The following is a 20,965-nucleotide window of genomic DNA, read 5'->3' as shown; positions in this document are numbered from 1 at the left end:
AGGAGACTAACACCATGGCCATTCTTCTTCTGGCTGACCACGACAACGCAACGCTTTCTGACCAGACCGCCAAGGCGCTGACGGCTGCTGCCAAGATCGGCGGCGACGTCCACGTTCTAGTGGCCGGCAAGGGCGCCAAGACGGCGGCCGATGCAGCTGCCAAGCTCACGGGCGTTTCCAAGGTTTTGCTCGCCGAAAGCGACGACCTCGCTAACAATCTCGCGGAGCCGCTCGCAGCCCTGATCGTCTCGCTCGCCGGTTCCTACAATACCATCCTCTCGGCGGCCACCTCGACCGGCAAGAACGTCCTGCCGCGCGTCGCAGCACTGCTCGACGTCGCCCAGATCTCGGAAATCACCGAAGTTGTTTCGGCCGATACCTTCAAGCGGCCGATCTATGCCGGCAACGCCATCCAGACGGTTCAGTCGGGCGAGGCCAAGAAGGTCATCACCGTGCGCACGGCGTCCTTCGCGTCCGCTGCCGAAGGCGGCTCGGCCTCGGTCGAAACTATCTCGGCTGCGGCCAATCCCGGCCTGTCGACCTTTGTCAAGGACGCGCTGTCCTCCTCGGATCGTCCGGAACTGACCTCTGCCAAGATCATTATCTCCGGTGGTCGTGCGCTCGGTTCCTCGGAAAAGTTCCAGGAAGTCATCCTGCCGGTTGCCGATAAGCTCGGTGCTGCCGTCGGCGCCTCGCGCGCTGCAGTTGACGCAGGCTACGCTCCGAACGACTGGCAGATCGGCCAGACCGGCAAGGTCGTCGCCCCGCAGCTCTACATCGCGGTTGGCATTTCCGGCGCCATCCAGCATCTCGCAGGCATGAAGGATTCGAAGGTCATCGTCGCCATCAACAAGGACGAGGAAGCCCCGATCTTCCAGGTCGCCGACTATGGCCTCGTCGGCGATCTCTTCGTCATCCTGCCGGAACTCGAAAAGGCACTCTAGTCAACATAGGGCCCAATGGATCTGAATATGAAAACGTACATTCTCAACGTATCATGCGTGTCAACACGCGGCATTGTAGCCGCGATCACCGGTTTTCTGGCAGACAAAGGCTGCAATATCGTCGACTCCTCGCAGTTCGACGATCTGGACACAGGCATGTTCTTCATGCGGCTTACCTTCACGAGCGAGGAGGGCGCAACAATCGGCGACATTGACGCTGGCTTCGAGACGATCAAGAAGAAATTCGAGATGGTCAGCGAGTTCCACGATGGAGACACCAAAACGAAAGTGCTCCTGATGGTCTCGCGCTTCGGTCATTGCCTCAATGACTTGCTCTACCGTTGGAAGATCGGCGCGCTGCCGATCGACATCGTCGGCGTCGTCTCCAACCATTTCGATTACCAGAAGGTGGTCGTCAACCACGACATCCCCTTCCACCATATTCCGGTGACCAAGGCCAACAAGGTGCAGGCCGAAGCCCGCATCATGGACGTGGTCGAGCAGACCGGCACCGAGTTGATCGTGCTGGCCCGCTACATGCAGATCCTGTCCGATCCCGTCTGCCAGAAGATGTCAGGCCGCATCATCAACATTCACCACTCATTTCTTCCGTCCTTCAAGGGGGCAAACCCTTACAAGCAGGCCTATGAGCGCGGCGTGAAGCTGATTGGGGCGACGGCGCATTACGTCACCGCTGATCTAGACGAGGGCCCGATCATCGAGCAGGACGTGGCCCGAATCACGCATTCGCAGTCAGCATCTGACTATGTCTCCATTGGCCGTGATGTGGAGAGCCAGGTGCTGGCTCGTGCCATCCACGCCCATATCCACCATCGGGTGTTCCTCAACGGCAACAAGACCATCGTATTCCCGGCAAGCCCGGGCTCTTACGTGTCAGAACGGATGGGCTGAGGGATGGCGACAAAAATCGATGGGAAGCAAGTTGCCGCCTCGGTAAATGACGCCGTGAAATCAGCGACGTTGGCGCTCGAAAAGGATACCGGGGTCAAGCCAGGTCTTGCCGTGGTCATCGTTGGCGAGGATCCGGCTAGCCATGCCTATGTCGGCGCGAAAAGCCGCATGGCAAAAGAATGCGGTTTCAATTCGATCCAGCACACGCTGCCAGAAGGAGCAACCCAAGAAGAGCTTGCGACAATCGTCGAAGCGCTCAATGCCGATGAGACCATCCACGGCATCCTGGTCCAATTGCCGCTGCCGAAACACCTCAACCCGGACTCGATCATTCAGTCGATAAGGCCGGAGAAGGATGTTGACGGTCTGCACATTGTCAATGCCGGCAAGTTGGCGACGGGCGATCTCGATGGAGGCCTCGTCTCTTGCACGCCGGCCGGAGCGATGATCCTCGTGCGCCGCACCCATGGCGAAGACCTCTCTGGCCTCGGAGCCGTGGTGATCGGCCGCTCGAACCTCTTCGGAAAGCCAATGTCGGCGCTGCTGCTTGCCGCCAATGCAACTGTGACGACTGCTCATTCGCGCACTAAGGACCTTTTCGAGATCTGCCGCAATGCAGACATTCTCGTTGCCGCGGTCGGCCGTCCGGAAATGGTCAAGGCGAACTGGGTAAAGCCGGGAGCGACCGTAATTGATGTCGGCATCAACCGCATAGCCGCCTCTGAGAGAGGCGAGGGCAAGTTCCGCCTAGTTGGCGATGTTGCCTTCGATGAATGCGCGGAGGTCGCCGGCGTCATCACGCCGGTTCCGGGTGGGGTAGGCCCAATGACTATTGCCATGCTGATGGCAAACACCGTTATCGCGGCCCACCGTAAGGCCGGCAAGACGTCACCAAAATTCTCGTAGATAATGAGGCCGGTGCTAAATGAGAGAGATGCCTGAACGCGAAAGCATGGAATTCGACGTGGTGATCGTCGGCGCCGGACCGGCCGGTCTGTCTGCGGCCATTCGTCTGAAGCAGGTCAATCCGGAGCTGTCTGTCGTCGTCCTGGAAAAGGGCGCGGAAGTCGGTGCGCATATCCTGTCGGGCGCGGTCGTCGATCCGATCGGCATAGACCGGTTGCTGCCGGACTGGCGCGCGGAAGAGGGGCATCCCTTCAAGACCGAGGTCAAGGACGACCAGTTCCTGCTGCTGGGTCCTGCCGGCTCCATTCGTCTGCCGAACTTTTTGATGCCGCCGCTGATGAGCAATGACGGCAACTACATCGTCTCGCTCGGCCTGGTCTGTCGGTGGCTCGCCGAAAAGGCGGAAGGCCTCGGCGTCGAGATCTATCCCGGCTTTGCCGCCACCGAAGTGCTCTACGATGAAGCCGGTGCCGTCATTGGCGTTGCCACCGGCGACATGGGCGTCGAGAAAAACGGCGAACCGGGTCCGAATTTTGGCCGCGGCATGGAGCTACTCGCAAAATATACGCTGTTTGGCGAAGGCGTACGCGGTTCGCTCGCCAAGCAATTGATCGCCAAATTCGATCTGCAAAAGGATCGGGAGCCGCAGAAATTCGGGCTCGGCATCAAGGAACTCTGGCAGGTGAAGCCGGAGAGCTACAAGCAGGGCCTGGTGCAGCACTCGTTCGGCTGGCCGCTCGGCATGAAAACCGGCGGCGGCTCGTTCCTCTATCACCTCGAGGACAGTCTGGTTGCCGTCGGCTTCGTCGTGCACCTCAATTACAAGAACCCCTATCTCTATCCGTTCGAGGAGTTCCAGCGCTTCAAGACGCATCCGGCCATTCGCGGCACCTTCGAAGGCGGCAAGCGGCTCTCCTATGGCGCCCGCGCCATCACCGAGGGCGGCTACCAGTCGGTGCCGAAACTGACCTTCCCCGGCGGTGCGCTGATCGGCTGTTCGGCCGGTTTCGTCAACGTGCCGCGCATCAAGGGCAGCCACAATGCCGTGCTGTCGGGCATCCTCGCCGCCGAAAAACTGTCGGATGCGATAGCTGCCGGCCGTGCCAATGACGAGGTGATCGAGATCGAAAACGGCTGGCGCGACAGCGCCATCGGTTCCGACCTGAAGAAGGTGCGCAACGTCAAGCCGCTCTGGTCGAAGCTCGGCACGGCTGCCGGCGTGGCGCTCGGCGGCCTCGACATGTGGACCAACACGCTGTTCGGCTTCTCCTTCTTCGGCACGCTGAAGCACGGCAAGACCGATGCCCAGTCGCTCGAACCCGCGTCCATGCACAAGCCGATCGCCTATCCGAAGCCAGATGGTGTTCTGACCTTCGACCGTCTGTCCTCGGTGTTCCTGTCGAACACCAACCACGAGGAAGACCAGCCGGTCCACCTCAAGGTCAAGGACATGGACCTGCAGAAGCGCTCCGAGCACGACATCTATGCCGGCCCGTCGACCCGCTACTGTCCGGCCGGTGTCTACGAATGGGTGGAAAAGGACGGCCAGGACGTCTTCGTCATCAACGCCCAGAACTGCGTCCACTGCAAGACCTGCGACATCAAGGACCCCAACCAGAATATCAACTGGGTGCCGCCCCAGGGCGGCGAGGGACCGGTATATCCGAATATGTGACGACAGTTCCATAAATCAACGATATGCCGCAAATCACCAGCAAATCTGTTAGCTTCAAAAAAGAGGCGCGTGTCGGCGGTTCGTATCCGTTCGAGGCGACGGTTTGTTGTTGCTCACGGCTTCGCCAATCGACGTCTTTCTCAGGGCTAAGGATTGTGATACAAATCCTCGGATAATAGATTCTATCCTCCGAGTTTTTGTATCAATGCCGGCTTCCGTCACCCAACGCCAAATCGCCCGAACTGTGCTCGCTGAATGCGGGATAGCACGTCTGGCGGAACTGCGGAATTCAGGCGTGACGGCGGCCACCATCAGCCGGATGGAACGGGATGGCGAGGTCGTGCGGCTTGCCCGCGGTCTTTATCAACTCCCCGATGCGGAACTCGATGCCAACCACAGTCTGGCAGAGACTGCCAAACGCGTTCCGAAAGCCGTTGTCTGCCTTGTTTCAGCTCTCGCGTTCCACGGCCTCACCGACCAACTGCCGAGACACGTGTGGCTTGCCATAGGCCGCAACGACTGGGCTCCACAACCGAACGGCCCTGCTATGCGCATCGTACGCTTCACAGACAGTCTGCTCCACGATGGCGTCGAAACCCATCTCGTCGAAGGCGTTCCGGTGAAGATTTTTGGAATTTCTAAGACGATTGCCGATTGCTTTCGCTATCGCAACAAGATTGGCCTATCCGTGGCGATTGAGGGGCTGCAGGAGACGCTGCGGCAACGAAGAGCTACTCCTGGTGAAATCGCTGATCAGGCCGAGCGCGGTGGTGTTGGCACGGTGATCCGGCCGTATCTCGAGGCACTAACCGCCAATGGCTAAAGAAATCAGAAATCTTGGCGCCTCGGTGCGCGCCCGCCCTGTTGCAACTCGCCAAGGCAAGCGGACAAAGCTTCGATTTGGTTCTGACGCGTTTTGCGCTTGAGCGGTTATTATTCCGGCTCAGCCGGTCACCCCATGCGGGCTGTTTTGTGCTGAAGGGTGCGATGCTCATGATGAGTTGGTTGACGATCCGCACCGCGGCACGCGTGATCTCTACCTATTGGGCTTTGGCAGTCCCGAGCCGGAGCCTATGCTGAAGACCTTTCGGGAGATTCTAGCGCAACGGGCTGATGATGGCGGTCACGTTCGACGCAGAAACTTTACGCGTGGATCGCATTCGCGAGGGACTGGAATATGGTGGGCTCAGGCTGAGGTGGTCGCCTCGATCAGCGGCGCCCGGATCACCCTGACGATCGACATCGGGTTTGGCGATGCGCTCGAGCCTGGGGCGGAAGTGCTAGATTATCCCTCTATGCTCGGTTTTCCGATGCACCGGCTCCGAGCCTATGCGCGCGAGACGGTCATTGCCGAGAAGTTCCAGGCGATGGTCATGCTGGGGCGTGCAAACAGCCGGATGAAGGACTTCTACGAAATCTGGATTCTCAGCAGGTCATTCGATTTCAATGATGACAGGTTGGCGCGTGCAATCACGGCGACTTTCGAGCGCCGCGACACTCCGATCCCCACTGAGGTACCAGACGCCCTAACGGACGCCTTTGCCAAGGACGAGGAAAAGCAACGGCAATGGCACGCATTTATTGAAAGCGTTGCACACGAACCCGGCAATCTGACGGACGTCATCGCGGAGATTGCCACGTTCCTGATGCCACATGCTGTTGGGCTACTAGGCTGGGCAAATGAGGTCTCGTCACCACGTCGCGCTGTGGAGCGATTACAAATCGATTGCGCTGATGAAGTAATAACGGGATCGGCGGTTCGTATCTCTTCAACTGCAGCCGGTTGCGACAGGAGTTTGATCCCCGTTATGCAAGCATTGTCGGGGGGTGTGTTCCAGTGCGCTCAGGCTCGAGCGTGCCCCGATGCCGCTGGTGGACTCGGGGCCCGGCCTTTTCGAACGAATATCCGCTGCGACCCGCCCATTTCACAATGTTCTTCAATGTGGAAGATACACAGGGCAGACCCGATATTCTCGGAGCTTTTGAACCTGCTCGAAATCAGCAACATAAGGGACTTTTCAAGGGAATTTGGCGAAGGGTTTACATAGCACATCCGCCAGACACCGACCGAGCGATTAAGAGCCTGGGGACCTTGAGGAACGATCTCAGGTTTCGGATGTCGCGGAAAGCGTGACCTTCCTCAGCGAAAGGCCACGCCAAGGGAAGTGCATCAGGCGATCGCGCCGCCGTCCGCAGTCAGGGTCGCACCTGTAATCACGCTAGCGGCGGAGCTTGCAAGAAATACGGCGGCGTTCGCTATCTCTCTCGGTTCGCCGTAGCGTCCGAGCGACGTCAGTCTTCGCTGGAAATCCGCAGCCGCGCCGTCCGCCGGATTGGAGTCGGTGTCCGTCGCTCCGGGCTGGACGAGGTTGACTGTGATCCCCTTCGGTCCAAGTTCGCGAGAGAGGCCGCGCGTAAACGAGGTCAGCGCCGCCTTCGACATCGCGTACAGGGTGATCCCAGGAAAAGGTACCCGCTCGCCAAGTGCGGAACCGATCGTGATGATACGGCCGCCTTCGCGCAGATGCGGGATGGCGGCCTTCGCGAACAGCACCGGAGCGCGGACGTTAACGTCCATCACCGCCTGATATTCGTCTAGGTTCAGATCGGCTATACTTCCCGCGTGTCCGATGGCGGCGCTGTTGACGAGAATGTCCAGCCCGCCGAGCGCAGCCACGGCGTCTTCGACAGCCCGCGTGATGGCCTGCGGGTCGGCGCTGTCGGCCTGTATCGCGACGGCTCGACGGCCGCGATCTTCGATGGATTTGGCAACCGCCGCAGCCTTCTCTGTCGCGCGTTGATAGGTAAATGCCACGTCGGCGCCGTTCTCCGCAAGCGCCTCGACAATGGCTGCACCGATACCGCGCGAGCCGCCAGTGACCAAAGCGCGCTTTCCGTTCAAATCAATCATATGCGTCGGTTCCTTTCTTCGTCGTCGGATGGGGAGGACCGCAGCCTTGCGGCAGCTCCCGACGGATGTCCGTCCTATTTCGTGGCCAGGGCTCAGCGCTTGAAGTGGCGGTGAATGCGACAGCTTGTTGCGCGGAGGGGAACAGCGGCCGCTGCCTCCGCCGCTCGTTGCAAACCGAGCAACAGGGCGTTCCCACCAGGAACCCTTTTTCGGAACCGTGGACCTCCTACATGTCTCTCACGACTTTCCTCGCAAAATGGAGTGAAGATGAAAGCCGCGATCTACGACAATCCGGGGCCACCATCCGTGCTGACGTATGCCGACGTGCCTGATCCAGTCTGCGGCCACCGTCGACGATCTCCTTGCCGCTGCCGCTGCCGCTGCCGGAAGAATCGACGTCGTGATCGACCGGTCCTTCGCCCTTGAAGACGCTGCGAAGGCGCATCACTACGCCGACACAGCCAAGCCCCTCGGGCGGGTAGTGATGACGCCGTGAATGCGATAAGGAGGACCACCGTATGAAGCGGGTTTCATTCAAGAACAGAGATATCGAAGTCGTCGGCAATATTCACGTGCCGCCGGATTTAAACGAAGCCGACGCATATCCAGCAATAATCCTTGCGACGCCCGGCAGCAGCGTGAAGGAACAGATCGGCGCGATCTACGCCGAAAGGCTCTCCGACGGCTTCATAGCGCTTACGTTCGACCCGTCATACCAGGGCGAGAGCGGCGGTGAACCACGCGATCTCGAAGATCCGTCCGTTCGTGTGGATGACATTCATTGCGCGGTCGATCATCTGACGACGCTACCCTACGTCCATGAAGCGCGGATCGGAGTTCTCGGGATCTGCGCGGGCGGCGGCTATGCGATCAAGGCAGCCCTGACCGAAAGGCGCTTCAAGGCGGTGGGCACGGTCGTCGCCAACGACATCGGCGAAGCGATGCGCCGCCTGCTTCCCGACTTTCGTCAGACCCTCCAGGACGTGGCGGTGAAGCGCACGGCGCAGGTCCGCGGCGCCGCGGCCCGGAGAGATCCTTGGATTCCCGATAGTCTTGCAGAGGCCAGGGCTGCAGGCATCACCGACCCGGAACTGCTTGAGACCGTCACGTTCTACAGGGAGTCGGAGTATCGGCATCCGAATTCGACGAACCGCCTGCTGTTCGTCAGCTACGGCAGCCTGCTGGGTTTCGACGCCTTCAGCCTCGTGCCCGAGCTGCTGACCCAGCCGCTCCAGGTTGTCGTTGGCGGACGCCGTGGGCCGACCGGTCAATACGAGGCGGGGAGGCGCCTGTTCGACCTTTCTCCGTCGAGGGCGAAGCACTTCCTTGAAGTCGAAGGCGCGGGCCACTACGACCTGTACTACAAGCCGGAATACGTTGGTCGGGCGGTCAAAAGGCTGGCCGAGTTCTTTTCAGAGCATCTTACGCAGGATTCGAGCCGCTCCTAGGCGCCGGACTCGAAGCATTCGATCAGCATCTCCGTCAGCACGCGGACCTTCTTGGCAGGATGCTGTCCAGGAGGCCTGACGACGAAGATGCCCGCGGTGGGCGGCGGGTGCTTCGGCATCACCTCGATGAGCGCACCGGATGCGATATGCTGGTCCGTGAGGCCGTTTGGAAGTCTGGCGATGCCAAGACCTTCCAACGCGGCTGCGAGCAGTGCCACTCCGTTGTCGGCCTTGAAGCGGCCTTGCGGTCGGATGTTAAGCACCCGGTCGCCATCGGTGACCTGCCAGATCTCCGTTCCCTGCATGAGCGCCTCATGCTTTGGAAGCTCGTCCGGCGTTTCGGGCGAGCCGTTCGCTGCGAGGTAGTCGGGACTGGCGACAAACCTTCCATAAAGCGGTCCGACGCGCCTGGCGACGAGATTGGAATCCGGCAGGTAGCCGATCCGGATGGCGCAGTCGAAACCCTCGGTAATGAGATCGACGAAGCGGTCGGTGTAGCACGAGTAGACGTGTAGCTGCGGATGTCGATGTGCCATCTGAGACAGAACGGGAGCGAAGTGGGTCGGACCGAACGACAGAGGTGCGGCAACCCTGAGTCGACCACGCAGCTCGCCCGCGGGCAGGATCGTCTCGCGCGCCGCATCGATATCCGCCGAGATCCTCGCCGCGTAATCGCGGAACGTCGAGCCTTCTTCCGTCAGTGCGATGCCGCGGGTCGTTCGCGCGACGAGCTGTACGCCAAGCTCCGCCTCGAGACGCGCAATGCGCCGGCTGACCATAGACTTCGAGACACCGAGCCGTTGCGCGGCGGGTGTCACCCCTCCGGCGTCGGCGACTTCCACGAAGGTCCTGAGATCGTCGATTTCCACCCCCGTTCCCCTTTCTGCAACACAGCTCGCGTTTCCGAGGGCTACCGCATCAAGGGCGGCAATGACAAGGTTTTCGTGGATCGCCTTCCAACTGGGCGTTCAAACCCATATCGCCGAACCACCAATAAGGATGTTTCATGACCTTTCGTAACGGCCTCGCCTCGCTTCTCCGCCCCGAAGACTCGGTGCTCGTCCTCATTGACCATCAGCCATATCAGCTCGCGAACGTGAACAGCCACGAGCCGACGATGGTGGTCAACAACACGGTCGGCCTGGCGAAGGCGGCAAAGGCCTTCGACGTTCCGACCATCCTCACCACGGTGATCGCGGAACGCGGCGGCAACCTGTTCCCGCAGATCGCCGACGTCCTCCCCGGCCAGGAAATCATCGACCGGACGCTCATCAATACCTGGCAGGATCCGAACGTCGTCGACGTGGTGAAGGCGACAGGCCGCAAGCAACTGGTCATCGCCGGTCTCTGGACAGAGGTGTGCGTCGCCATGCCGGCAATCCAAGCCGCGGGCGAGGGCTGGGATGTGACCGTCATCACGGACGCCTCGGGAGCAGTCTCCTCCGAGGCGCATCAGGTCGCAATCCAGCGAATGATCGCAGCCGGAGTCAATATGATGACCTGGCTTGCGCTCGCAGCCGAATGGCAGCGCGACTGGGCCCGTGCCGAACAGGCTGCGAAGATCACCGACGTCATCGTCCAGCATTCTGGCGGGAGCGGCATCGCATATCTGTGGGAGCAGCAGTTGCTCAACACCCAGGCACCGAAGGCTGGTGCTGGCGCGTAAGCACGTTTAAAAAGAGGAGCGGGTGCGGCATGCGTCTCCGCTCCTCGCTATGAATGGATGACTATCGGCCGAAGAAGAGGACGTCACACATGAGCTGGAGCCCTGCGATCGAACCAGGCTGCCCTGATGAGGTCGGCGTGGAGGCGATCGAGACGTTGATCGTTCCCCGCGCCCGCGACCTGGGCGGTTTCGAAGTCCGACGCGCACTACCTGCGCCGAACCGCCAGATGGTCGGGCCGTTCATATTCTTCGACCAGGCCGGTCCCGCCGAACTCCTGACCGGGCAGGGCGTCGACGTTCGACCCCATCCGCATATCGGTCTCGGCACCGTGACCTACCTCTATCAAGGCGACTTCCATCACCGGGACAGCACCGGTGCCGACCAGATCATCAGGCCAGGCGAGTTGAACTGGATGGTCGCAGGCAAAGGCGTATCGCACTCGGAACGTACGAGTGCGGCGGCAAGAAGCGGCCCGAACAGCCTGTTCGGAATACAGACGTGGCTCGCCCTGCCTGATAGCCGCGAGGACGTGGCGCCTTCCTTCGAGCACCACGGCAGGAACGCGCTTCCGATGATTGAAGACAAGGGCGTCTCGGCGCGGCTCATCCTCGGAAACGCCTACGGCGAGCACGCTCCCGCCAGGATGTTTTCGGAGACCTTCTACGCCGACGTCAAGCTGGATCCTCTCGCTCGCCTGCCCATGCCAGACGAGCATGAGGACCGTGCGATCTACGTCGTCGAAGGATCGATCTCGGTCGCCGGACAGGACTTCGGCAAGATGCAGATGATGGTATTCCGTCCTGGCGACAGGATAACCGTCTCGGCCGGCGAACTGGGCGCCCGGATCATGATACTCGGGGGCGCAACGTTCTCCGGGCCAAGGTACATCTGGTGGAACTTCGTCGCGTCGTCGATGGAACGTATCGAAGAGGCCAAGGCCGAGTGGCGAGCCGGAAAGTGGGGCGAGGGCCGTTTCGACCTCCCTGCCAACGACCGTGGGGAATTCATACCCTTGCCCGATTGAGGCCGCATGTCAGTCTTAAGGCAAGGGGCTGGGTCCGCGGCGATGCAATGAAATTGGAGAGGTTGCGGGAGAGGTGCGTGGAGAAGACAATCGATGGATTGCGCGAAGCGGACGAGGCGCTATTGATGACGCGGTCGATCGAGCCGTGCGTGCTGCCTGCGGGGACGGCCGCTTAGTGAGTGAGGTCGTCTCTTTTTATCTCTCGCGTGCCTCGCCCCAGTGAGAATAGTCACGAAAGCCGTCGTCGCTGCGCTATCGCGCATAAGGGAAAGAAACAACGAGCTAGGTCGTCTTACCGGGCAATTGCTCGACTATACCATGATCCTCCACCGGAGCGATTTGAGCAGGCTTGTATATAAACGCGTTGGTCAGGCTCGTCATGGCGAAGGTGGTGCCCCTTTCCATGTCGAGGGAAATTGAGATCAGCTTCACGCCTGCGAACCCTGATATCGTTCTTTCCGTCGATCCCGCGAGCGTGCGGGAGGCAATCTCCAACCTCATCAATAATGCCCTTGCTCACGGAGCGACCTCCAGGCTGGAAGTGGAAGTTGAACAGGTTAAGACAGGCGTGAGCATCATCATCCGCGACGACGGAGATGGTTTCGACGCTGATCCCCAATCGCTGCTCGCCCCCTTCGAAAAAGGGTCCAAATGCCGTGGGTCGGGATTGGGGCTGACCATAGCGTCCGAGGTCGGGAAGGCCCACAGCGGCTCCCTGCATTTTCGACGGGAAAATAATTTCACTGTTGTTCAACTAATTCTGCCGGCGTCGGGAACACTCGGGACCCAAGCTGGCAGCACCGCTTAACTCATCGAGTTGATTGCCTGTAATTTGCGATGTCGCGCTGGGATCGCTGCAACAAATTCTGCACGCCCCAACCCGCGGGGCTTAAACTCCTGGCGGATTAAGGCTCGTGCGCTCGTGCCGCCGGTTCGATTCCTATCAAGAGCTGGCTATTCCCATTTCATGGTGGACCTCGTTAACTGTCGTTTTGGATTATTGGTGACAAGCGAAGAGCTATTCAGGGCACCGTGGTCTGTGCTGTGTGGCGCTTCCAATAGGTGTCAATGATGTTGCGACAGTTTCGAACGACATGATCGCCAACCTCGGGGTTTCCTCCCCGCAGCGTATCCGGATCACCTCCGCAAAGGCGCACGAACGTTGCCTGCTGAACCGCAAACATGAAGTAGCCTTCACTGATCGGTTTAAAGTCCAAACCGGCGTCTTGCGCGTTCCTTGTGACTTCGGCTGTCGCATCGGAGATGGCGCGCGACACCTTCTCAAGCATCGTCTGTTCGGCTGCTTGCTGGATGGCTAATAAGGAGCGCTCCTGCGGTGTGGGAATGGGGCAACTGTCGGTATTCATTACATTCTCCTTGGGAGGCTGAGGTTCTGATCGCATTGAGGCGGTCACAGGCTTTAGCCATGGGTCGGCCGTTGCTAAACGTGACTTGTCTTTGCACCGTAATGCAGCCGTGGAAGACGCCAGTGTCATTCCAGGATGGCAGTGACACGGATCTCAATTCGCATGGCGGGGAGCCCTAGGGCTTCCACACCGGTCTGCGTCCAAATTGGAGCGCGATCGGGCATGTACTGACGGAAAAGACCGGCAATGGTTTCGTTCACGATCGATGGAAAGCCTCCGACGTGATAAGAGTTGACATGGACGACATCCTTCCAGTTCGCGCCAGCCGTGGCCAAGGTTCGCTGGACATTCTCAAACGCTCTCTCGATCTCGGTCACGATCGAATCCGGAATTTCGAGTTCATCGTTCCATCCGCCCTGGCCGGAAATCTCGATGCGATCACCAATCTTGAGCGCTTGTGAATAGTGCAAAAGCTCATGGAATTTCTGCCCGTACCCGGGTGTGACGAAAAGTTCAGGCTTAGCCATCAAGGCCTCCTATCGTGAGGAAGGAATAAGCATGGAGATGGCGCCCACCGAAAGTGACTGTTCCCGGCCAGGCCGGGTGATCGAAAGGTAGGTACCATCGCTCCATCAGAGTCGTGCACGAGCAAATCAGGCTATCGCACCGCCATCTGCGGTCAGAATAGCTCCCGTGATGACACTCGCGGCTGGACTTGCGAGAAATACCACAGCGTTGGCAATTTCCCGCGGTTCGCCGTAGCGCCCCAAGGAGGTCAAGCTTTTCTGCAAGTCTGCAGCCGGTCCGTCCGCCGGGTTGCTTTCCGTATCGGTAGCTCCGGGTTGCACAAGATTGACGGTGATACCAGTCGGACCAAGTTCACGAGAAAGACCGCGTGTGAAGGATGTGAGTGCTGCTTTGGACATTGCATAAGGTGTTATGCCGGGAAACGGTACCCGCTCACCCAGAGCCGAGCCGATTGTGACAATGCGGCCGCCTTTGCCGAGATGCGGGATGACGGCTTTCGCGAAAAGGACCGGAGCCCGTACGTTGACATCCATCAAGGTCTGATACGCTGAGACATCTAGGTCGACGATCATGCCGTTGTGGCCAATCGCGGCGCTGTTCACAAGGATGTCCAGCCCGCCCAAAACGGAGACGGCCTCGCCTACGGAGCTAGCAATTGCCTCGGGGTCGGCACTGTCGGCCTGGATTGCAGCCACACGGCGCCCCATCTTTTCGATCGCTTGCGTTACCTTAGAAGCCTTTTCGGCGGAGCGCTGGTAGGTGAACGCGACATCCGCGCCATTTTCCGCCAGCGCCAATGCGATCGCAGCACCAATGCCTCGCGACCCGCCAGTTACCAATGCGCGTTTGCCTTCAAGATTGATCATGTATCTGTTCCTTTCTTCCAAGATAAGTGGCGTGTTTCAGGTCATTTGCGAAAGACACCGAAGGCGCGAACCGAACAAGCGAACAATATTTCGCGGAGCTTGCTGGCATGCTGTAGGTGCGCGACGCGAAAAGCTCTGTTGTGTGAGCTGGACCGCTGGGACTGGGTCGTAAAACCCGTACCCGTCTCCCCGCGAAGCTTCTTCCAGTGTCTCCTTTTCAGTGATCACTTGAGCCAAACTCGACCACGAGACTGTCGCATCGAGCTTGGACGGCCAGCAGTTCCGGGAAGGTGTTGCCGGAGAAGCTACCGGTTTCGACGGTGGTGATTGTCGTCGGGATCTTGAAGATTTTCGCTGATTTGGCGAGGCCTACAACGCCTCAGCTTCTGACGATCAATCGACTGGACGCCAAAGGCCATTTGCGGCTGTTGATCAATGAAGGTCAGTTGAGTTCGATGGAGTTAGAACCTGTCGGAAATTTACCATCTGGATATCCTTTGCAATCAGGCACGGCGCAAGGCGCCGACCGGACTAAGTAGCCACCGGTTGAGAGAAAGCTGCTCGGCAAGAACCTAGGCATCAATCGTGGATCAAGATTGTTTCTTTCGCCGCTGTTTGGCCTAAGACTGACCGAAGTTTCGTTTGCCCGTGAGGCAGACTTACCTCAGACGGTGATTTCGGACCCATCTGGGTTCGCTTTGATGGAATACTCGCCGTCGTGTCTGAAGCTGCGGACCGTTGCGAACGTATCTTCCATAAACTGCACATAAGACAGCTTGCCGTTTTCACCGCGCGCCAGAACCGAGAAGGGCGACGTCACCGTTTTACCCAAAACGTTTGATGTGTAGGTGAACGTGCCGAAAATCGCTGCGCCGTTCACATTTTCGAAGCTGTCCTGAATTTCAAAGTTGTCTGTCGTCCAGTAACGGCCGACATCGATAAAAGTCTGAACCAGCCCTTGGGTACCTTCGTTGGTACCGGCCCAAGGCATAATCCGCTTGAGTTCCGGGTGCTCATAATTCAGCGAAACATAAGTGAAATCGTCCGTCGTGAATTGTTTGACGAAATCCAGGTCGGTCGGGTTCGACAGGATCGACTGCAATACCCCCAACGGTGACCTCGGGGATGCAGGCTCGGCTTTAGACAACTTCTTAGCGGGCGCATTGATAGACATCGTATATTCCTCCTTTTAAGTGACTTTGGGAATGAGGTGTCAGTGTTGCGTCAAGCCCGGCTTGAGCGCGATATGCTTGTGTTCGATGAAATCGTCCAGCGCCGCCAGACCGTTCAAGCGGCCAAGGCCAGACTGCTTGAATCCGCCCTCCTCGGTACCGTCGTAGACCTTCGCCCAGTCATTGATCCACACCGAGCCCGCTTCGAGCGCCTGCGCGACGCGCAAGGATCGATCGACATCGCGTGTCCAGATGCTGGCCGACAGTCCGTACTCATTGTCATTGGCCAGCCGGATCGCTTCCGCCTCGTCAGAGAACCGCTGTATCGTCAGCACCGGACCAAAAGTCTCCTCCTGTATTATAGCGAGACTGTTGTCGGAGACTTCCAGAAGGGCCGGGCGGAAGAATGCGCCGTTTGCAAGGGGACCAACATTGATGGGACCGCCACGCTCGACGACCTTCGCCCCAGCTGCGATAGCGGCCTCGACAACACCATCGACCCGCGCAACGTTAGCGCGGTCGATCAACGGGCCCATATCGCTGGAGGGGTCGGCGGCGGGGCCAACCTTGACGTTGCGCAACCTCTCCGCCAAGCCGTCGCGCACGGCCTCGTATTTCCCATCCTGCACGAGCAAGCGAGAGCCCGTCATGCAGAACTGGCCGCTGAAGACAGTCAGCGCCTTTTCCACTACCGGCAAAGCGGCACTAAGATCCGCATCGTCAAAGACAATCATCGGCGTCTTACCGCCGAGCTCCATTCCGAAGCGCTTGAGATATCTCGCGCCGGTGCTGCTAATGGCTCGGCCGGTACGGGTGGATCCGGTGAAACTGACGACTGGAACCTCCGGCGAGTCCACGAGATAAGCAGAGCCTTCAGGACCGCTCTCGAAAAACATATTGATCACGCCATTCGGAAGATCTTCCGCTTCGGCCATGATCTCCGCCATAACGCTTGCTGTCTGTGCTACTTGCGCCGGGAGCTTGATGACCATGGTGCAACCAGCAGCAAGCGCTGGGGCGAGTGATCGGATCGTCAGAATTACTGGAGAGTTCCAAGGTGCGATGACCGCCGCGACTCCCATCGGTTGCCGAAGGATCAGGGAGATGCTACCGGGCTTTGGTGTCAATGCCCGTCCACCTTCGACCAGGGCAGTGGCTGCCGAGTAGCGGAGTTTGCTCGCAACCATGTCCAGCTCGAACGCGGCTTCTGCCTTAACCTTGCCGTTCTCCAACGATAGAATTTCGAGCAGTCTGTCGCGATTGCGCTCGAAGGCGCGCGCTAGTTGGTCGAGCACACGCGCCCGCAATTCATGATCATGCGCCCACAAGGTTTCGCGAAAGGCTTTAGAGGCTGCTGCCACCGCAAATTTCGCTGCCTCAAGGCCGTAGTCGGGGTAGTGACCGATTACGTTATAAGTCGCCGGGTCGATTGACTGTTTCAGCTGACCTTCTCGGCATTGAGATCCGTTGATCCAATTAAAGGCTTTGCGGCTCGTTGTGTTGTCGGGGGGCATCGTCATATCTCTGGATCCTTCGACTTTCGAATGTTCGTCCGGGAAGGACGAGGCTACAGCAGGTTACGTGATTGCCACTGCACCATTGCCTGTTCGATTTTGCCGACAATTGTCCTGACCGCGGGTTGGCTAACGTTGGTGACAATTGGCACGATCATGAGCGTCGCGCCCAATACTCGCAGCGGCATTGTCCAGTCCTGCATGCAGTCGCCTACAAGCCAAATGATCAGAAGAACGCTTGGGTAGACGGCGAGCCAAACCATCACGGTGGTTTTGAAGCGTTCGAGAATTACCTGCCGAACTTTTGTCATTGCTTGCTCGATCCGTTGCCCGGCGCGTTGAATGATCAACGACGCGGGACACGCGCATGCGTGAGAGACATGATTACTTCCTCCCAAAGCTTAGCTGGACGCACTGGCAGGGGTTTTCGCCAGCGCTTGCTGTTGATATTGGAGAATCGCAGCAGTTGACGGAATGGGGGTACTCGTCGCATCATACCGGACATAATGTCGTCAATCGTCTCAATAGAGTCCCTCAGCGGCCTTGTCGCGTTTTCAGTCGCCGTCGAAACCGGAAGTTTCGCGGCTGCGGGCAGGAAGCTTGGCCTGTCCGCATCCGCCGTGGGAAAGGCGGTGGAGCGGTTAGAAGCGCGTCTAGGATTGCGGTTGTTGAACCGTACGACCAGATCGCTAGCCATGACCGGCGAAGGTGACATCCTATTCCGATACGTCGCGCGCATCTTGAAAGAACTGCAAGATGCTGAGCAAGAGCTTCACCTGGTCCAAAAGGCACCCCGAGGCCGCATCAAGGTGAGCGTGCCCACAGTCTTAGGTCGCAAGATCATCATGCCGGCGCTACTCGATTTTCAGACCCGCTTCCCAGAGGTGACGACCGAGATCAGCCTCGATGATGTCAAGGTTGATATTATCAACGGTGGATATGACGTGGCGCTGCGACTTGGTGAGCTGGACGACTCGACCTTACGCGCGCGAAGGATCGGACCACACACATTCACAACGTGCGCCTCGCCCGAATATCTTGCCCATCGCGGCACTCCGCAAAGTCCGTCAGATCTCCATAATCACTGTTGTGTTTTTTATCGTTTTCCAACCACCGGTCGGCCAGAGGTTTGGGCGTTCAAGAATTCACGTCAACCAACGCCAATCAAGCCTTCTGCCGTTCTGAACGATGGCGAGGCGCTTGCATCCGCCGCACTGGGTGGCTTGGGGATTATTCAGGTGCCAAGCTATCTCGTAAGCGAAGACATTGCGGCGGGGCGTCTCCAACCTGTCCTCGAAGATTACACGGACGAACGTGGCAGCGTTTCGCTCGTCTGGCCACCTATGTCGGCACGAGCGCCCAAAGTTCGTGCCTTCATTGATTTCATGGCGGAGCGCGTTTCCCAAAAGCTTTATTAAGGCGGCCCCAAGATCTGTCCATTGCTGTGGAACAGCTTGCTGTTTAGGATCGGTCCAGCCTTAGCCCGTTCGTAAGTGTAACGCCTACTAGTCGGCCCGCCTTCACGTGGATCTATTCCGGCCTCAAGGTGATTTCGACGCCAGCGGTGCGATGGAGGCGCTCGATCTCCGTAGCCATATGTGGCGAGCATGAGCGAGCCATGACGCACTTCTGAAACTCGACGAGAGCTACACGACATCCGATGCTCGCAAGCGTTGACGCCACGTCCTCCGATCAGACCGGCACCCACAATCACCACTTTTTTGGGGGAGGTCAGCGCATCTCTCACGAACCGTGCGTCATTCAGACTTCGCAGGTTCACTACGCCAGATGGCACAGCGCCGAAGCTTTGGGGCAAGCTTCGCGCGTTGCTCCCGGGCTGGCCGAGGACGGATCGAAACTGTATAGGAAGGTTCTCGTCATAGGGCTAGCGCTCGCTGCAAATCATCGTGCTCGAACGCACTGGCAATACGGTTGATCTCGGCTGACCGCGCGCCGACCGCCTTTGCGGTCTCGCGCCACGTTGCGGTGGAGGTCGCGACTTCCTTAATGATTGCGCGAGCCTGGGCGAGCGTGAGGGCGAAGAACCCGGCAGTTTCTTCCAGCAGATCAAGTGAGCAGGTGCCTTCATCAAGATCTATGTTGGTCGTCAGGACGCGCGCCTTGACGTCAGTAGGCACTGGATTGAGGTCATAGGCAGGGGACAACGACCAGCCGGCTTTGCCGAGCCACAGGAAACCGTGATTCCTCAGGTGGTCATCGACGTTGGAAATCAGCACATTGAAGGCGACGCGGCGATAAAGCGCGTGCGCATCGGTCTTTCCCTGCGCGCCGTGTTCGGCCAAGGCGTCTACGATCTCCGGATAGCTTCCACGCTCGCCGTCCTTTGCGCCCATCATCGCCATCGCGGACAGGAAGGGGATCCGGACAGTACCATCGCGGTCGAAGCGACGCGAGAGCATGACCTTCTTGCCGGCGACGTCGATGAGCTCGTGGAGGGGCGTGACAATGCCGGCTTGTTCAGCCAGTTGCAGAGCGACCTCTTCCCATGTCTCCATGCTGTAGTCGTCGGTTTCCTTAGGAAACTTGGCGATCGAGAGATGGCCATGTTGATCGATAACAGAAGCCTTCGGACGCGCTCCACCAAGCGAGGAGCCAGGCGCGAAGATAAGTTGGAGGTCTTCGTCGGTTTCCTCATCGCGCAGAATACGTTCGGTGATCTGCAGCAGGCGGCCGAGCTCGATGAGGGCGGGGACGCCGGCACGGATCGGCGCCTGGAATTCCTCGTCACCAACCCAGCGGAACCGGAGCGCGCCGAGCCGTGTCTCGTCGGCGACGCCAAGCAGATAGTCGCTTTCGGCCAGCGTGCGAACGGCCCGGCCATCGCGCTCAGCCATGCGCCTTTCCGAGCGTTGCATGAGACGTCGGCCCCAGGTATCGGGTGCTGAGTCGCCAATAGAGCCAAATGTTGCGAGGCCGGCGGGTGGGGCGAACGCTCCCCGGCTCAGAGCTAGAGCGGGCTCCAGCGAGAAGCGGTCGGGGTCCTCAAGCCAGGCACGGTCATACTCAAACATGATCGTTTCGGCACCACGGACGCGATTGCTCCGCGCCAGTCCGATTGGACGTGTGCGGCCGTGAAGGTTGAGATGAATTTCAAAATCAGCCATCGCGTGACGATCCCGGCGATCGCTTTGGGTGAGCGTGCTTGGGCAACTCCGCACTGGCCAGAGCCTGGCCGACGCTGTCGTTACTGATGTCGGCGACTTGGCTCAGCCCATCTAGCAGGCCGAGTGCCTGGAGGACGCCTGCATAGATGCCGATGCTGACATTGGTGTCGCCGGCCTCGATCTTTTGAAGCGTTGAGCGTGAGGTGAAGGCACGTTCGGCTACTACCGCCATAGGCAGGCGGCGACGTCGACGTGCGTCGTGGATGTCTGCGCCCAGTTTGCGCAGCGCGCGCCGGACAGCGGCCGGAGGGTTATGAGGTGTCGGCATTTGCCACCTTCGCACTACAGATTAGCCGGATATGTAGCACGAAGTTTACAATTTTTCCAGAGGGGTGGTCTGGTAGAAAAGCTGATTGTTTCGTCGTGCGACTGGCATGACTTTGAGCAGGAGCAGATCACATACAGCAATTTGCGCGCTGAGCCAGCTTGGTCGGCAGCTAATGGCGGAACCAGAAGCAGCGAATGTTCCAAAATAACGACTTTATGCCACAAAATGTTCGGGAATCAGTGGCTTAGACAAATCAGAGTAAAGGGGCGGCGGTTCGTATCCCTTCAAGAGCGTTAGGCTCAATGGTGTCGCCGAGCGGACATCCTGTCAGCAGTGAACGCTTCGGCTGCTTTGCGCCTTCTTTCCGGCCACGGGGCCCATCCGGCTGTGTCTCGAAAGCGGACAAGACAGATGGCTGGGATGGCAGCAGGAATGCGCCAAACGCGGACTTTGATACCGGAGACCGCGACCGTTACGATCCGACCCGTTGCCGCCGTTGCGGTCCGGTACGATGAGCGGCGGGTTTGAGCTCATGCGAGCCAAACGGCAAGGGCATGGATGGAAAAACAGGACGGTGG

23 protein-coding genes and 1 pseudogene are annotated in these 20,965 nt (G+C 59.0%); 12 read left to right on the top strand and 12 right to left on the bottom strand.

What is annotated here, in order from left to right; genetic code table 11:
- Positions 1-14 precede the first annotated feature (14 nt).
- The 6 genes from FFM81_RS27450 (at position 15) to FFM81_RS27425 (ending at position 6,485) form a co-directional block, all read left to right on the top strand.
- Positions 15-944, top strand: coding sequence for an electron transfer flavoprotein subunit alpha/FixB family protein (locus tag FFM81_RS27450; RefSeq protein WP_138385553.1), 930 nt, complete (start codon positions 15-17; stop codon positions 942-944).
- A 27-nt stretch (positions 945-971) separates the two neighbouring features.
- A complete protein-coding gene (gene purU / locus FFM81_RS27445; protein WP_138385678.1) occupies positions 972-1,856 on the top strand; it encodes a formyltetrahydrofolate deformylase in 885 nt (294 codons plus the stop codon).
- A 3-nt stretch (positions 1,857-1,859) separates the two neighbouring features.
- Positions 1,860-2,762 (top strand): bifunctional methylenetetrahydrofolate dehydrogenase/methenyltetrahydrofolate cyclohydrolase FolD, encoded by a 903-nt coding sequence (folD, locus tag FFM81_RS27440; RefSeq protein WP_138385554.1) that lies wholly within the window; start codon positions 1,860-1,862, stop codon positions 2,760-2,762.
- Between the two features lie 19 nt (positions 2,763-2,781).
- Entirely contained in the window at positions 2,782-4,437 is a 1,656-nt protein-coding gene (locus FFM81_RS27435; protein ID WP_138385555.1) for an electron transfer flavoprotein-ubiquinone oxidoreductase, read from the top strand.
- A 205-nt stretch (positions 4,438-4,642) separates the two neighbouring features.
- The gene (locus FFM81_RS27430; RefSeq protein WP_138385556.1) at positions 4,643-5,260 is read left to right on the top strand and encodes a type IV toxin-antitoxin system AbiEi family antitoxin domain-containing protein; all 618 of its coding nucleotides are present in this window, start codon (positions 4,643-4,645) and stop codon (positions 5,258-5,260) included.
- Positions 5,261-5,438: 178 nt separating this feature from the next.
- Complete coding sequence (locus tag FFM81_RS27425; protein ID WP_173883866.1) at positions 5,439-6,485, top strand: nucleotidyl transferase AbiEii/AbiGii toxin family protein; 1,047 nt, start codon at positions 5,439-5,441, stop codon at positions 6,483-6,485.
- Between the two features lie 122 nt (positions 6,486-6,607).
- Here the strand turns inward: FFM81_RS27425 and FFM81_RS27420 are convergent, their stop codons facing one another.
- Positions 6,608-7,348, bottom strand: a complete 741-nt coding sequence (locus FFM81_RS27420; RefSeq protein WP_138385558.1) for an SDR family NAD(P)-dependent oxidoreductase — start codon at positions 7,346-7,348, stop codon at positions 6,608-6,610.
- Between the two features lie 316 nt (positions 7,349-7,664).
- Between FFM81_RS27420 and FFM81_RS27415 the strand changes: the two genes are divergently transcribed.
- Positions 7,665-7,844, top strand: coding sequence for a zinc-binding dehydrogenase (locus tag FFM81_RS27415; protein ID WP_246401308.1), 180 nt, complete (start codon positions 7,665-7,667; stop codon positions 7,842-7,844).
- A 22-nt stretch (positions 7,845-7,866) separates the two neighbouring features.
- On the top strand, positions 7,867-8,796 hold the full coding sequence (locus FFM81_RS27410; RefSeq protein WP_138385559.1) for an alpha/beta hydrolase: 930 nt from the start codon (positions 7,867-7,869) through the stop codon (positions 8,794-8,796).
- On the opposite strand, the gene FFM81_RS27405 is transcribed toward FFM81_RS27410, so the two are convergent.
- The gene (locus FFM81_RS27405; RefSeq protein WP_138385560.1) at positions 8,793-9,665 is read right to left on the bottom strand and encodes a LysR family transcriptional regulator; all 873 of its coding nucleotides are present in this window, start codon (positions 9,663-9,665) and stop codon (positions 8,793-8,795) included. The two genes, FFM81_RS27410 and FFM81_RS27405, sit on opposite strands and share 4 nt — an antisense overlap.
- A 137-nt stretch (positions 9,666-9,802) precedes the next feature.
- Here FFM81_RS27405 and FFM81_RS27400 point away from each other — a divergent pair, with 137 nt between their 5' ends.
- The 3 genes from FFM81_RS27400 (at position 9,803) to FFM81_RS27390 (ending at position 12,295) form a co-directional block, all read left to right on the top strand.
- Positions 9,803-10,462, top strand: a complete 660-nt coding sequence (locus FFM81_RS27400) for a hydrolase (protein ID WP_138385561.1) — start codon at positions 9,803-9,805, stop codon at positions 10,460-10,462.
- Positions 10,463-10,551: 89 nt separating this feature from the next.
- Positions 10,552-11,487, top strand: coding sequence for a pirin family protein (locus FFM81_RS27395; RefSeq protein ID WP_138385562.1), 936 nt, complete (start codon positions 10,552-10,554; stop codon positions 11,485-11,487).
- A 379-nt stretch (positions 11,488-11,866) separates the two neighbouring features.
- Entirely contained in the window at positions 11,867-12,295 is a 429-nt protein-coding gene (locus tag FFM81_RS27390; RefSeq protein WP_138385563.1) for a sensor histidine kinase, read from the top strand.
- Positions 12,296-12,509: 214 nt separating this feature from the next.
- Here the strand turns inward: FFM81_RS27390 and FFM81_RS27385 are convergent, their stop codons facing one another.
- From FFM81_RS27385 to FFM81_RS27355, 7 genes and pseudogenes are all read right to left on the bottom strand, one after another.
- The gene (locus FFM81_RS27385) at positions 12,510-12,854 is read right to left on the bottom strand and encodes a hypothetical protein (RefSeq protein ID WP_138385564.1); all 345 of its coding nucleotides are present in this window, start codon (positions 12,852-12,854) and stop codon (positions 12,510-12,512) included.
- Positions 12,855-12,979: 125 nt separating this feature from the next.
- On the bottom strand, positions 12,980-13,381 hold the full coding sequence (locus FFM81_RS27380; protein WP_138385565.1) for a RidA family protein: 402 nt from the start codon (positions 13,379-13,381) through the stop codon (positions 12,980-12,982).
- 126 nt (positions 13,382-13,507) lie between these two features.
- Positions 13,508-14,248: an SDR family NAD(P)-dependent oxidoreductase gene (locus tag FFM81_RS27375; RefSeq protein WP_138385566.1), complete on the bottom strand. Its 741-nt coding sequence runs from the start codon at positions 14,246-14,248 to the stop codon at positions 13,508-13,510.
- 247 nt (positions 14,249-14,495) lie between these two features.
- Positions 14,496-14,734 (bottom strand): annotated as a pseudogene (locus tag FFM81_RS27370) (cysteine hydrolase family protein); the annotation flags it as partial.
- Between the two features lie 178 nt (positions 14,735-14,912).
- Positions 14,913-15,422, bottom strand: coding sequence for a nuclear transport factor 2 family protein (locus FFM81_RS27365; RefSeq protein WP_246401306.1), 510 nt, complete (start codon positions 15,420-15,422; stop codon positions 14,913-14,915).
- A 39-nt stretch (positions 15,423-15,461) separates the two neighbouring features.
- Entirely contained in the window at positions 15,462-16,940 is a 1,479-nt protein-coding gene (locus tag FFM81_RS27360; protein ID WP_246401304.1) for an aldehyde dehydrogenase family protein, read from the bottom strand.
- A 47-nt stretch (positions 16,941-16,987) separates the two neighbouring features.
- Complete coding sequence (locus FFM81_RS27355) at positions 16,988-17,245, bottom strand: putative antibiotic biosynthesis monooxygenase (RefSeq protein WP_138385567.1); 258 nt, start codon at positions 17,243-17,245, stop codon at positions 16,988-16,990.
- A 195-nt stretch (positions 17,246-17,440) separates the two neighbouring features.
- On the opposite strand from FFM81_RS27355, the gene FFM81_RS27350 reads away from it, so the two are divergent.
- Positions 17,441-18,352, top strand: a complete 912-nt coding sequence (locus FFM81_RS27350; protein WP_138385568.1) for a LysR family transcriptional regulator — start codon at positions 17,441-17,443, stop codon at positions 18,350-18,352.
- 112 nt (positions 18,353-18,464) lie between these two features.
- Here the strand turns inward: FFM81_RS27350 and FFM81_RS33385 are convergent, their stop codons facing one another.
- From FFM81_RS33385 to FFM81_RS27335, 3 genes are all read right to left on the bottom strand, one after another.
- Positions 18,465-18,617 (bottom strand): NAD-binding protein, encoded by a 153-nt coding sequence (locus FFM81_RS33385; RefSeq protein ID WP_097536085.1) that lies wholly within the window; start codon positions 18,615-18,617, stop codon positions 18,465-18,467.
- Between the two features lie 194 nt (positions 18,618-18,811).
- Positions 18,812-20,059, bottom strand: a complete 1,248-nt coding sequence (locus tag FFM81_RS27340; protein ID WP_003567988.1) for a type II toxin-antitoxin system HipA family toxin — start codon at positions 20,057-20,059, stop codon at positions 18,812-18,814.
- Positions 20,052-20,387 (bottom strand): helix-turn-helix domain-containing protein, encoded by a 336-nt coding sequence (locus tag FFM81_RS27335; RefSeq protein WP_003567985.1) that lies wholly within the window; start codon positions 20,385-20,387, stop codon positions 20,052-20,054. The genes FFM81_RS27340 and FFM81_RS27335 overlap by 8 nt, the downstream gene beginning before the upstream one ends.
- Positions 20,388-20,965 lie beyond the last annotated feature (578 nt).

Origin of the sequence: Rhizobium hidalgonense (assembly GCF_005862185.2) — a bacterium.
GTDB classification, from domain to species: Bacteria; Pseudomonadota; Alphaproteobacteria; order Rhizobiales; family Rhizobiaceae; genus Rhizobium; species Rhizobium hidalgonense.
Note: the sequence above shows the minus strand (reverse complement) of the source record. Positions and strands in the feature narration are given on the sequence as shown.